We start from the raw sequence: 12,207 nt of genomic DNA on the forward strand, positions 1-12,207 counted from the left end.
TCCGGGTATGCCCGAGTCAGATTCCGCCGCAGACGAGAACAAGCGCAAGTTCCGCGAGGCGTTAGAGCGCAAGAACACCAAGGCGGCCGGCGGATCCGACCACAAGGACGCCGGAGCCAAGCAGTCGCGGTCGCACGGACCGGTGGAGAGCCGTCGGGAGTTCCGCCGCAAGAGCGGCTAGTTACTGCACGGGGCACGCGTACTTGCGGGCCACGTCCATCAAGCGCTGATCGGCGCCCGGGCCGACGACCCCTTGGGCCATCAGCTCCCAGCTGATGAACCCGGGAAGGCCGCCTTCGCACGCCTGGTGGGCGACGCGCCACGCGGTGTCGGGGTTCAAGTTGAACCCGTTGCGTTCCAGGCCCTGCATGTAGGTGTCGAACTCCGGGGTGCCCTGCTCCGGTATCGCACCGGCCGTGGCGGCCAGGGCCACAGCGGTGACCGCTGCTGCGAAGAGAACTGCCACTGCCCGTCTCATGGTCTTTCTCCTAAGGGGTGCGTTCGCCGGATGTGGTTACACGCTCGCACACTCCACCGACACAGACCACCGGAACGCTTTGGTCGGCCGGGGTGCTCATTGCCGCCGGTGGCCGACAGGTGTGGCCCTAGACTGAGCCGGTGCCCATGCTGCAGTTGGCCGGAGATCCGCCAGCCGATGCCCTGCTGAGCGCCGACCCGTTCGCGCTGCTGGTCGGGATGTTGCTTGACCAGCAGATCCCGATGGAGGTCGCCTTCGCCGGTCCGAAGAAGATCGCCGACCGGATGGGTGGGCTCGACCCGCACGACATCGCCGCGCGCGACCCGGAGGAGTTCGCCGCATTGTTCGCCGAAAAGCCTGCGGTGCACCGGTTCCCGGGTTCGATGGCGGCCCGGGTTCAGGCGCTGGCCAAGGCGGTGTGCGAGCAGTACGGGGGTGACACCGCCGCGCTGTGGACGGTCGGGGAACCCGACGGCGCCGAGGTGTTCAAACGCCTCAAGGCGCTGCCCGGCTACGGCGAGCAGAAGGCCCGGATCTTTCTGGCACTGCTCGGCAAGCAGTACGGCGTGACCCCGTCGGGATGGCGGGAGGCTGCCGGGGCCTACGGTGAAGCGGGCACACATCTGTCGATCGCCGACGTCGTGGATGCGTCGTCGTTGCAGCAGGTGCGGTCCACGAAGAAGGCCCAGAAATTGGCTGCGAAGACCGGCCGGGAGAACAAGGGAAAGGCGGCGAAGTGAAAACTCACCTGAACTGTCCGTGTGGCGAGGCCATCGTCGGCAAGGACGAAGACGATCTGGTCGACCTGACCCAGAAGCACCTTGCGGATGCGCATCCCGGTATGAGCTACGACCGGGACGCCATCCTCTTCATGGCCTACTGACGCTGTTAGCACGAGACCGACGTTTTGCAGAGGAAGTGCGAGAGCATTCCTGCAATACGTCGGTCTCGGCGTTGGCGGTTGGCCTACTGACGGCTCAGGGCACCACCGTCGAGCCGATGGTGGGCAGGAAGTTGCACTGGTGGTCCTTGGTGCTGACCTGACCGAAGATCGTCGACATGATGCTGCCCGAGCCGGTGTCGACGATCGCGGTCAGCGTCGTCGGCCCTTCGGCGTTGATGTCGCTGCGCGGCTGCAGCGTTGCGCTGCCGGACTTTCCGGTGGTCAGGTTCACCCACGTGACGTTCAGCGGTAGCTTCTGCGTCTCGGCCGGGCCGGGAGTGCCCACGGCGGTGAACACGTAGGCGGTCTGGCCGGCCTTGGGGCCCGGCGTGGGGATGGTGGCCGGGCCGGCCACCGACAGGGCGGTGGCGATGACGTTGCCGCCATCGGCGGAGCAGTTCTGGCCCAGCGACGGGTACATGAAGTCCTGGGTCGGCGGGGCATCCGGGCCGAATCCGGCATTGGCGGTCGGCACCGCGTCGGCGCCGGGCGCCACCGACGCGGCGCCGGGCGCCACCGCAGCGGCGTCGGGAGCTGCCGCGACGGCGTCCGGGGCGGCCGGAACGGCCTCGGAGGGCGAGGGCAGGGCTTCGGGGGCGCTGGGCGCCGCCTGGGCGACCGGACCCACCGACTTGGCCGGGTCGACGCCGCTGGGCAGGTGGGCCACCATGCCGGGAGCCGAGCCGGCGGTCGGAACGTGCAGGGGCGACAGGGCCTCGGGCGGTGACTGCACGAACTGTGCCACCGAGTCGGCCACCTGCCGGGAGTCGGCGGTGGCGGCGGGGTTTCCGGCGAATGCGGCGGCCGCGGCCATCAGCAGGGAGGTCGCCCCGGCGGGGTCGGCGGCGGCCTGCTGAATCACCGGGCTCAGCTGCTCGATGGCCGGCAGCCCGGGGAATCCCGCGGCGGGCAACGGCAACGCCGGCATGGCCGGGTCGGCCAGGGCCACCCCGCTGACGGCGCCGAAGACCAGCACGGCCGACGATCCGGCTGCGACGGTGGCCTTGGCGGCGGTGCGCTGCATGGTGAACTGCGGCGTGCGGAACAGCGTCTTCAGGCGCGACATGACTTCCCCAATCATCGGCGGTGGCGTCCTGGAAAACGAAGCTAGCCTGTTACTGGTGAGGCTCAAGTGACACGAGTGTGATTTATGGAACCGTTACGGACCCGAACCTCGACGGTGACCGATCGGCCGTTCGCTAAAGTCGTGCCGGTAGACACCACCCTGGACACCCCGGTTGCGCCCTCGCGCACGTCCCGCCTGATCGCGTGGGCCCCGCTGCTGCTGACCGCCAGCGTCGCGGCGCGCCTGGCCTTGACCTACCTGACCCCCCGCGGCGCCAACTTCGTCGACCTGCACGTCTACATCAGCGGCGCGGCCGCGCTGGCCCGGCCCGGCGGTCTCTACGACTACGTCTACGCCGACCAGACGCCCGACTTCCCGCTGCCCTTCACCTACCCGCCGTTCGCGGCGGTGGTGTTCTACCCGCTGCACTTCCTGCCGTTCGGCCTGGTCGCCTTCCTGTGGCAGATCGGGACGGTGGCCGCGCTGTACGGCGTGGTGCGGCTCTGCCAGCGCCTGCTGGGCCAGCCGGTCCCAGCTTCGCCTCTCCTTCGTCGAGCCTCGCTGAACCGCCGGACCGCGATGCTGTGGACGGCAGTGGGGATCTGGACCGAGCCGCTGCGCAGCACCTTCGACTACGGCCAGATCAACGTGATCCTGGTGCTGGCGGTGCTCGCCGCGGTCAACAGCCGACGATGGTGGGTCTCAGGGCTTTTGGTGGGCCTGGCCGCCGGAGTGAAACTCACCCCCGCGATCGCCGGGGTGTACCTGGCCGGGGCGCGGCGGTGGGCGGCGGCAGTGTGCTCGGCGGTCGTGTTCGCCGGCACCATCGCGGTCTCGGTGTGGGTCACCGGGGATCAGGCCCGCCGCTACTTCACCGAGCTGCTCGGCGACGCCCACCGGGTGGGCCCCATCGGCACGTCCTTCAACCAGTCGTGGCGGGGCGGGATCTCGCGCATCCTCGGCCACGACGCGGGCTACAGCACGCCGGTGCTGGTCGCGATCGGCGTCACCGCGGCGCTGGCGGTGCTGGCCTGGCGGGCGCTCAACAGCGGGCCGTCCGGACCCGATCCGCTCGGGTCGCTGCTGGTGGTCGAGCTGTTCGGGCTGTTGGCGTCGCCGATCTCCTGGACGCATCACTGGGTCTGGCTGGTGCCGCTGATGGTCTGGCTGCTGCACGGGCCCCGTGCCGGTCTTCCGGGCGCCCGCGCACTGGGCTGGCTGTGGCTGGCGCTGACCCTGACCGGGGTGCCCTGGCTGCTGAGCTTCTTCCAGCCGACGATCTGGCAGGACGGCCGGCCGTGGTACCTGGCGTGGGCCGGTCTGGTCTACATCGTCGGCGCGCTGGTAACCCTGGCCTGGATGGCGGCCTCACGGGTCAGGTCTGCAGAATCCGGTTGATCTCACCGGCCATCGCCACATCCTTGTCGGTGATCCCGCCGGCCGAGTGGGTCACCAGGACGAAAGTCACGGTGCGCCATCGTATGTCGATGTCGGGGTGGTGATCGGCCGCCTCGGCGCGCTCAGCGACCCGGCGCACCGCCTCGATGCCGGCGGGGAACGAGTCGAATTTCACCGTGCGGCGCAACGCGCCGTCGGTGTGCTCCCAGCCCGGCAGGCCGGGCAGTGCCTCGTTTATCTGGTCATCGGTCAACAACGCCATACCTGACCGTAGGACGGTATAGCCTCACACGCCATGCCCTCCCAGATCGTCGTCGCCGGAGCCGTCGTCGCGCCGTCGCCGGCGGGGCGCGCGGTGCTGATCGCGCAGCGTCGCCGCCCGCCGGAGCTGGCCGGTCGCTGGGAGCTGCCGGGCGGCAAAGTCATGCCCGGTGAGAGCGAACCGGCCGCCTTGGCGCGCGAGCTCGGTGAGGAGCTGGGCCTGGACCCCGACGCGATCACGGTCGGGGAGCGCCTGGGCGCGGATGTGGTGCTGAACCCGCAGATGATCCTGCGCGCCTACCTTGTACGGCTCAGCGCCGGCGAGCCGCAGGCCCATGACCATCAGGCCCTGCGCTGGGTGACGGCTGTGCAACTGCTCGACGTTGACTGGGTACCGGCGGACCGGGCTTGGCTGCCCGAGCTGGCTCGGGCACTCTGGTGAAAACGCTCTGTTAAATCTCGCCCTGCAAAAGGGTCGTTGAGCGATATATCCCGCTACGCTGGTGTTTCGGGCCTGAAATGGTGTGCGGCGGCTCCGGACTGCACATGACCCGTCGGAGCGCGGCGCTAAGGAGGCCCCGATGACACGTGCAGCGCGACCGCCCACCACGCATATCGGTGGGCCGTTCGAGCAACTGCTCGGACGCAGCAGCCGGTTCTTCACCCCCGGCCAGGTCTCGCCGGACGGGCGCACCGTCACCCGCCGGGGTGGGCGCGCGGCCGACACCTTCTACCGGGACCGCTGGAGTCACGACAAGGTGGTGCGCTCCACCCACGGGGTCAACTGCACCGGCTCGTGCTCGTGGAAGATCTTCGTCAAGGACGGCATCATCACCTGGGAGAACCAGGCCACCGACTATCCCTCGGTGGGCCCGGACCGCCCCGAATACGAGCCCCGCGGCTGCCCGCGCGGCGCCTCGTTCTCCTGGTACTCCTACTCGCCGACCCGGGTTCGCTACCCCTACGCCCGCGGCGTGCTGGTGGAGATGTTCCGCGAGGCCAAGGCGCGCCTGGGCGACCCGGTGGCGGCCTGGGCGGACATCCAGGCCGATCCCGAGCGCCGGCGCACCTACCAGCAGGCGCGCGGCATGGGCGGGCTGGTCCGGGTGAGCTGGGCCGAGGCCACCGAGATGGTCGCCGCGGCCCACGTGCACACCATCAAAACCCGTGGGCCGGACCGGATCGCGGGGTTCTCGCCCATTCCGGCGATGTCGATGGTGTCCTATGCCGCCGGGTCGCGCTTCATCCAGCTGCTCGGCGGGGTGATGACGTCGTTCTACGACTGGTACGCCGACCTGCCGGTCGCCTCGCCGCAGGTCTTCGGCGACCAGACCGACGTCCCGGAGTCCGGCGACTGGTGGGACGCGGCGTACCTGATGATGTGGGGCTCCAACGTCCCGATCACCCGCACCCCCGACGCGCACTGGATGGCCGAGGTGCGTTACCGGGGCACCAAGGTGGTCACCGTCAGCCCGGACTACGCCGACAACACCAAGTTCGCCGACGAGTGGATGCCGTGTGCGGCCGGCACCGACGGTGCACTGGCCATGGCGATGGGCCACGTGATCCTCACCGAGTGCTACGCCGAACGCGAAGTCCCGTTCTTCGCCGACTTCGTGCGCCGCTACACCGACCTGCCCTTCCTGATCAAGCTGGAGTCCCGCGACGGCCGCCTGGTTCCGGGCAAGAACCTGACCGCCGCCGACCTGGGCGGAGAGCTTGCGGCAACCGAGAACTCGGCGTTCAAGCCGGCCCTGCTCGACGAGGTCACCGACACCGTGGTGGTACCGCACGGCTCGCTGGGCTTCCGCTGGGGCGACGACGGCATCGGCAAGTGGAACCTCGACCTGGGCGAGCTGCGGCCGGCGTTGAGCCTCAAAAGCCCCACAGCGCGCAACGGTGATCAACCCACCGCGCTGGTCTGGCTGCCCAGCTTCGACACCGTGACCGGCCACGGCACCGCCGTCGAACGCGGGATCCCGGTGCGCCAGGTCGGTGAGCACTTGGTCTGCACGGTGTTCGACCTGATGCTGGCCAACTACTCGGTGCGCCGGCCCGGGCTGCCCGGCCAGTGGCCCACCGGATACGACGACGCCACACAGGTCAACACCCCGGCCTGGCAAGAGCCGATCACCGGTGTGGCGGCCGCCCAGGCGATCCGAGTCGCACGCGAATTCGCCCGCAACGCCGAAGAATCCGGCGGCCGCTCGATGATCATCATGGGCAGCGGCATCTGCCAGTGGTTCCACGGCGATGCCACCTACCGGGCGGTCCTGGCGTTGCTGATGCTCACCGGCGCGATGGGGCGCAACGGCGGCGGCTGGGCGCACTATGTCGGCCAGGAAAAGGTGCGCCCGCTGACCGGATGGCAGACCATGGCCACCGGCAATGACTGGTCGCGGCCGCCGCGCCAGGTGCCCGGCACCTCCTACTGGTACGCACACACCGATCAATGGCGCTACGACGCCTACGGGGCGGAAAAACTCGCAACGCCGCTGGGGCGCGGCCGATTCGACGGTCGGCACACCATGGACATCCTGGCCTCGGCCACGGCCATGGGCTGGAGCCCGTTCTATCCGCAGTTCGACCGCTCTGCGCTGGATGTGGCCGACGAGGCCGCTGCCGCCGGTCGCGACGCCGGTGACTACGTCGCCGAGAGACTCGCCTCCGGCGAACTCAGACTCGCGGTCACCGACCCCGACGACCCGGCGAACTGGCCGCGGGTGCTGACGGTGTGGCGGGCCAACCTGATCGGGGCGTCCGGCAAGGGCGGAGAGTACTTCCTCAAGCATCTGCTGGGCACTGACGCCAGCGTGATCGGAGCGCCGCCCGCCGGCGGGGTCAAACCGGCGGATGTGCGCTGGGACCGCGACATTCCCGAGGGCAAACTCGACCTGCTGATGTCGATCGACTTCCGGATGACCTCCACCACGTTGCTCTCCGACATCGTGCTGCCGGCGGCCACCTGGTACGAGAAGGCCGACCTGTCGTCGACGGACATGCATCCCTACGTGCACTCGTTCAGCGCCGCGATCGACCCGCCCTGGGAGACCCGCAGCGACTACGACGCCTTCGGGGCGATCGCCCGGACATTCAGCGCGCTCGCGGCCAAGCACCTGGGCGTCCGCAATGACGTGGTGCTCACCGCCATGGCGCACGACACCGCCGACGCGATGGCCTGCCCCGACGGTGCCGAGCGCGACTGGCTGCGCAGCGGCCAGACGCCGATTCCGGGCAAGACCATGCCGAACGTGACGGTGGTGCAGCGCGACTACACCGCGATCTTCGACAAGTGGCAGTCGTTGGGGCCGCTGGTGGACACCCTCGGAATGACCACCAAGGGTTACACGGTCTTCCCGCACGAAGAGGTCGAGGACCTGGCCGCCCGCTTCGGGGTGCTGACATCCGGGGCGGGGCAGGGGCGCCCGGCGCTGACCACCGCGACGCGGATGTGCGACACCGTGTTGGCGTTGTCGGGCACCACCAACGGCCGGCTGGCGACCGAGGGTTTCCGGGAGCTGGAGAAGCGCACCGGCCGGCGGCTGGCGCACCTGTCGGAGGGCAGTGCGGAGAAGCGGATCACCTACGCCGACACCCAGGCGCGCCCGGTGCCGGTGATCACCAGCCCGGAGTGGTCCGGCAGCGAGACCGGCGGGCGGCGTTACGCGCCCTTCACCATCAACATCGAGTGCCTCAAGCCGTTTCACACCCTGACCGGCCGGATGCACTTCTACACCGCCCACGACTGGATCGAGGAGCTCGGCGAACACCTGCCGGTATACCGCCCGCCGCTGGACATGGTGCGGCTGTTCGACGCCCCCGAGCTGGGTGCGGCCGCAGACGGCATCGGCATCACCGTGCGCTACCTGACGCCGCATTCGAAGTGGTCCTTCCACTCCACCTACCAGGACAACCTGTACATGCTGACGCTGTCGCGCGGTGGCCCGACCATGTGGATGAGCCCCGGCGATGCCGCGAAAATCGGTGTCAGGGACAACGACTGGATCGAAGCGGTCAACGTCAACGGGGTGTTCGTCGGACGTGCGATCGTCAGCTCGCGGATGCCCGACGGGGTGGTGTTCGTCTATCACGTGCAGGAGCGCACGGTCGACACCCCGCGGGCCGAGACCAACAACAAGCGGGGCGGCACCCATAACTCGCTGACCAGAATCCGGGTCAAGCCCAGCCATCTCGCCGGGGGCTACGGGCAGCACGCGTTCGGGTTCAACTATCTGGGCCCGACCGGAAACCAGCGCGACGAGGTGACCGTGGTGCGGCGGCGCAGTCAGGACGTGAGGTACTGACCATGAAGGTGATGGCGCAGTTGGCCATGGTGATGAACCTGGACAAATGTATTGGTTGCCATACCTGTTCGGTGACCTGCAAACAGGCCTGGACCAACCGCGAGGGCACCGAATACGTCTGGTTCAACAACGTCGAAACCCGCCCCGGCGGGGGCTATCCACGCACCTACGAAGACCAGAGTCGCTGGAAGGGCGGCTGGACCAAGGACCGCAAGGGCCGGCTGCGGTTGCTGGCCGGCGGCCGCGTGCACAAGCTGCTGAACATCTTCGCCAACCCCAACCTGCCGCAGCTGACCGACTACTACGAGCCGTGGACCTACGACTACGAGAACCTCACCGCGGCGCCGCTGGCCGACACCATGCCGGTCGCCGAGCCCAAGAGCTCGATCACCGGCGAGCCGCTGAAGATCCAATGGGGCCCCAACTGGGACGACAATCTGGCCGGCGCGCCCGAAAACCTGGTCAACGACCCGGTCCTGGCGAAGGTCAGCGACCGGATCACCAGCGAGCTCAAAGAGACCTTCATGTTCTACCTGCCGCGGATCTGCGAGCACTGCCTGAACCCGTCGTGCGTGGCGTCGTGCCCGACCGGGGCGATCTACAAGCGCGAAGAAGACGGCATTGTGCTCGTCGACCAGGACCGCTGCCGCGGCTGGCGGCTGTGCGTGTCGGGATGCCCCTACAAGAAGGTGTACTTCAACCACAAGACCGGCAAGGCCGAGAAGTGCCACTTCTGTTACCCGCGCATCGAAGTCGGGCTGCCGACCGTCTGCTCGGAAACCTGTGTCGGCCGGCTGCGCTACATCGGCCTGGTGCTCTACGACGCCGACAAGGTGCTCGAGGCGGCGTCGGTCGACAACGACGCGGATCTGTATCAAGCGCAGTGCGACGTGTTCCTCGACCCGACCGACCCGGCGGTGATCGCCGGAGCGCGGGCCGAGGGGATCTCCGACACCTGGATCGAGGCCGCCGCCCGTTCGCCGATCTACGCGCTGATCAACACCTTTCGAGTGGCGTTGCCGCTGCATCCGGAGTACCGCACCATGCCCATGGTCTGGTACATCCCGCCGCTGTCGCCGGTGGTCGACGCGGTCAGCCGGGACGGCCACGACGGCGAGGATCTGGGCAACCTGTTCGGAGCGCTCGAGGCGTTGCGCATCCCGATGGCCTACCTGGCCGAACTGTTCAGCGCCGGCGACACCGCGGTGGTCGAGAGCGTGCTGCGCCGGCTCGCCGCGATGCGCTCCTATATGCGCGACATCAGCCTGGGGCGGGACACCCGGCCGCACATCCCCGCCGCGGTCGGCATGACAGAAGAGCAGATGTACGACATGTATCGCTTGTTGGCGATCGCGAAATACGAAGAGCGCTATGTGATTCCCACTGCCTACAGTCAGCAGGCGCACGACCTGGAACACCTGGGATGCTCGATCACCGGCGGTCCCGACGTGCCGGATCCGTTCGTCGGCGCCGGTGTCGGAGAGGCCGCGAAATCCTCGTTCCACCTGGTCGAAAACGGGCACGCGCAACGTCCCCAGGGCCGGACCAACCTGCTCAACTGGGGCGGCGGCCAGCGGGCCGTGCCGGAGATGTTCCCGGAGCGGCACTGATGCGATTCCGACTCCCACCTCGGCGCCCGGCGGGCGGACCCGCCGACCGGGCGGTGTGGCAGGCAGCGTCGCTGCTGCTGTCCTACCCCGACGAGCACCTGCCGCAGCGGCTCGACACCGTCGAGGCGCTGCTGGTCCACGCCGGGCCGCCGGCGGCGTTGTTGCGGCGCACGGCCAGTGCGCTGCGCGCGGCGGACCCGATGGCCGCCGCCGCCGAATACGTCGAGACCTTCGACATGCGCCGGCGCGCCACGATGTTGCTGACCTACTGGACCGGCGGCGACACCCGCAACCGCGGGATGCAGATGCTGGCGTTCGCCCACGCCTACCGCGAAGCCGGCGTGCAGCCGCCGGCCGGGGAGGCGCCCGACTACCTGCCGGTGGTTCTGGAGTTCGCCGCGACGGTGGATCCCGTGGCCGGAGGCCGGCTGCTGCTGGGCCACCGTGCGCCCATCGACGTCGTGCACCGGGCGTTGACCCAGACGGGATCGCGGTACGCCTTCACCGTGGGCGCGGTCTGCCAGACGCTCCGGGAGGCAACCGATCAGGAGGTGCAGCAGGTGCGTCAGCTGATGGAGTCGGGGCCGCCGGCCGAAGCCGTGGGACTGCAGCCGTTCACGGCGGCCGTCTCGCTCGGAATGCCCACGGTGCCGGCGCGATGACCCTGATCAGCGACGCGGAGCTGTGGTGGGACATCGGTCCCTATTTCGTGCTGGCCGTCGCCGGGGTGGCCACCTGGTGGCGGTACCGCTACGACAAGTTCGGCTGGACCACGCGGTCGTCGCAGCTCTACGAGTCCAAACTGCTGCGAGTCGGCAGCCCGCTGTTCCACTTCGGAAGCTTTGTGGTGATCGCCGGTCACGTCATGGGCCTGCTGGTGCCGGAGTCGTGGACTCGCGCTGCGGGGATGAGCGATCGCCTTTACCATGTACAAGCGATGATTCTCGGGATTCCGGCCGGCCTTGCGACCCTGGTCGGTGTAGGCCTGCTGGTCTACCGCCGCCGCACCGAGCGTTCGGTGTTCAAGGCCACCAGCGTCAACGACAAACTCATGTACGCGGTGCTGGTCTGCGCTCTGGTGGCCGGCATGTGCTGCACCCTGATGGGCACCACCGCCTACGGCGAAGACCACGATTACCGGGAGACCATCTCGGTCTGGTTCCGGTCGATCTTCACGCTGCACCCGCGTGGCGACCTGATGCTGGCGGCGCCGCTGTACTTCCAGATCCACGTGATGATCGCGCTGGCCCTGTTCGCGCTCTGGCCGTTCACCCGGCTGGTGCACGCGTTCAGCGCGCCGGTCGGCTACCTGTTTCGGCCCTACATCGTCTACCGCAGCCGCGACGCAGCAAGGAGGAATCAACCCATGGGTTCACGACCGCAGAGGAGGGGCTGGTGAGGATCCGCACGGCGCTGATGACCGTAATCGGCGGGGTGTGTCTGGCGGCGCCGGCGTATGCCGAACCCGGGGACGCAGACACCGCACTGCTGACATCTCTGCAGGCGGCCGGGATCACCTACACCAATGCCGACCAGGTGATCGTCACCGCGAAACTGGTGTGCGAGCTGATCGCCGAAGGTAAGCCCAGCCCGCAGGTGCTCGAGGGTCTCAAGTCACGCAATCCCGGCCTGACAACCGAGCACGGAGCCCAGTTCGTGGGGATCGCCGCGCAGGTGTACTGCCCGGATCAGCTGGTGCGCAACGGCGTGGCGGGCACGACGTAGCGAATCCGAATAAGGTGACGGCGTGCCCCTGCCTGACGAGGTCTACTCCCGGTTGCTTGCCTTCCGCACGCGGCTGCGCCGATTCGAGCGGTGGAGTGCCGACCAGGCCCAGGCCGCTGGGCTCACCCCGGCGCAGCACCAATTGCTGCTGGCGGTGCGGGGCCACAGCGACCCGCGGGGACCGACGGTGGGCGACATCGCCGAGTACCTGTTGCTGCGGCATCACAGTGCCGGCGAGCTGATTCAGCGGGCCGAAAGCGCTGGTCTGGTCACCCGGGTACGCGACAGCGAAGATCAGCGGGTGATCCGGCTGCAGCTCACCGAAACGGCCGCCCAGTGCCTGCAGGCGCTCACCGAACTGCACCTCAAAGAGCTCGAGAGGTTTTCCGCGGAGTCCCCCCTGGGACTGTGACGTCGGTTTC

14 protein-coding genes are annotated in these 12,207 nt (G+C 68.7%); 11 read left to right on the forward strand and 3 right to left on the reverse strand.

Features of this window, described 5'->3' with window-relative positions; translation table 11 throughout:
- The first annotated feature begins 7 nt into the window (after positions 1–7).
- Positions 8–181: a DUF5302 domain-containing protein gene (locus G6N14_RS03285; RefSeq protein WP_109559909.1), complete on the forward strand. Its 174-nt coding sequence runs from the start codon at positions 8–10 to the stop codon at positions 179–181.
- Here the strand turns inward: G6N14_RS03285 and G6N14_RS03290 are convergent, their stop codons facing one another.
- Positions 182–478, reverse strand: coding sequence for a DUF732 domain-containing protein (locus G6N14_RS03290; protein ID WP_085137060.1), 297 nt, complete (start codon positions 476–478; stop codon positions 182–184).
- A 140-nt stretch (positions 479–618) separates the two neighbouring features.
- Between G6N14_RS03290 and G6N14_RS03295 the strand changes: the two genes are divergently transcribed.
- Together G6N14_RS03295 and G6N14_RS03300 are read left to right on the forward strand one after the other, a co-directional pair.
- Positions 619–1,218: an HhH-GPD-type base excision DNA repair protein gene (locus G6N14_RS03295; RefSeq protein ID WP_085137062.1), complete on the forward strand. Its 600-nt coding sequence runs from the start codon at positions 619–621 to the stop codon at positions 1,216–1,218.
- Positions 1,215–1,361: a hypothetical protein gene (locus G6N14_RS03300; protein ID WP_019737787.1), complete on the forward strand. Its 147-nt coding sequence runs from the start codon at positions 1,215–1,217 to the stop codon at positions 1,359–1,361. The genes G6N14_RS03295 and G6N14_RS03300 overlap by 4 nt, the downstream gene beginning before the upstream one ends.
- A 94-nt stretch (positions 1,362–1,455) precedes the next feature.
- Here G6N14_RS03300 and G6N14_RS03305 read toward each other — a convergent pair whose 3' ends face one another.
- On the reverse strand, positions 1,456–2,487 hold the full coding sequence (locus G6N14_RS03305) for an Rv1157c family protein (RefSeq protein WP_085137064.1): 1,032 nt from the start codon (positions 2,485–2,487) through the stop codon (positions 1,456–1,458).
- Between the two features lie 84 nt (positions 2,488–2,571).
- On the opposite strand from G6N14_RS03305, the gene G6N14_RS03310 reads away from it, so the two are divergent.
- Positions 2,572–3,885: a mannosyltransferase gene (locus G6N14_RS03310; RefSeq protein ID WP_085137066.1), complete on the forward strand. Its 1,314-nt coding sequence runs from the start codon at positions 2,572–2,574 to the stop codon at positions 3,883–3,885.
- On the opposite strand, the gene G6N14_RS03315 is transcribed toward G6N14_RS03310, so the two are convergent.
- On the reverse strand, positions 3,863–4,147 hold the full coding sequence (locus G6N14_RS03315; protein ID WP_085137068.1) for a 4a-hydroxytetrahydrobiopterin dehydratase: 285 nt from the start codon (positions 4,145–4,147) through the stop codon (positions 3,863–3,865). The genes G6N14_RS03310 and G6N14_RS03315 overlap by 23 nt on opposite strands.
- Before the next feature lie 33 nt (positions 4,148–4,180).
- On the opposite strand from G6N14_RS03315, the gene G6N14_RS03320 reads away from it, so the two are divergent.
- The 7 genes from G6N14_RS03320 (at position 4,181) to G6N14_RS03350 (ending at position 12,197) form a co-directional block, all read left to right on the forward strand.
- Complete coding sequence (locus tag G6N14_RS03320; protein WP_085137070.1) at positions 4,181–4,588, forward strand: (deoxy)nucleoside triphosphate pyrophosphohydrolase; 408 nt, start codon at positions 4,181–4,183, stop codon at positions 4,586–4,588.
- A 139-nt stretch (positions 4,589–4,727) separates the two neighbouring features.
- The gene (locus G6N14_RS03325) at positions 4,728–8,450 is read left to right on the forward strand and encodes a nitrate reductase subunit alpha (RefSeq protein WP_085137072.1); all 3,723 of its coding nucleotides are present in this window, start codon (positions 4,728–4,730) and stop codon (positions 8,448–8,450) included.
- A 2-nt stretch (positions 8,451–8,452) separates the two neighbouring features.
- Positions 8,453–10,060, forward strand: coding sequence for a nitrate reductase subunit beta (gene narH / locus G6N14_RS03330; protein WP_085137074.1), 1,608 nt, complete (start codon positions 8,453–8,455; stop codon positions 10,058–10,060).
- Positions 10,060–10,722: a nitrate reductase molybdenum cofactor assembly chaperone gene (narJ, locus tag G6N14_RS03335; RefSeq protein WP_085137076.1), complete on the forward strand. Its 663-nt coding sequence runs from the start codon at positions 10,060–10,062 to the stop codon at positions 10,720–10,722. The genes narH and narJ overlap by 1 nt, the downstream gene beginning before the upstream one ends.
- On the forward strand, positions 10,719–11,459 hold the full coding sequence (narI, locus tag G6N14_RS03340; protein WP_234809015.1) for a respiratory nitrate reductase subunit gamma: 741 nt from the start codon (positions 10,719–10,721) through the stop codon (positions 11,457–11,459). The genes narJ and narI overlap by 4 nt, the downstream gene beginning before the upstream one ends.
- A complete protein-coding gene (locus G6N14_RS03345) occupies positions 11,456–11,785 on the forward strand; it encodes a DUF732 domain-containing protein (RefSeq protein WP_234809016.1) in 330 nt (109 codons plus the stop codon). Before narI ends, G6N14_RS03345 begins: the two co-directional genes overlap by 4 nt.
- A gap of 22 nt (positions 11,786–11,807) precedes the next feature.
- Complete coding sequence (locus G6N14_RS03350; protein ID WP_085137078.1) at positions 11,808–12,197, forward strand: MarR family winged helix-turn-helix transcriptional regulator; 390 nt, start codon at positions 11,808–11,810, stop codon at positions 12,195–12,197.
- Positions 12,198–12,207: the final 10 nt, after the last annotated feature.

The organism is Mycolicibacter hiberniae, from assembly GCF_010729485.1.
GTDB lineage: Bacteria > Actinomycetota > Actinomycetes > Mycobacteriales > Mycobacteriaceae > Mycobacterium > Mycobacterium hiberniae.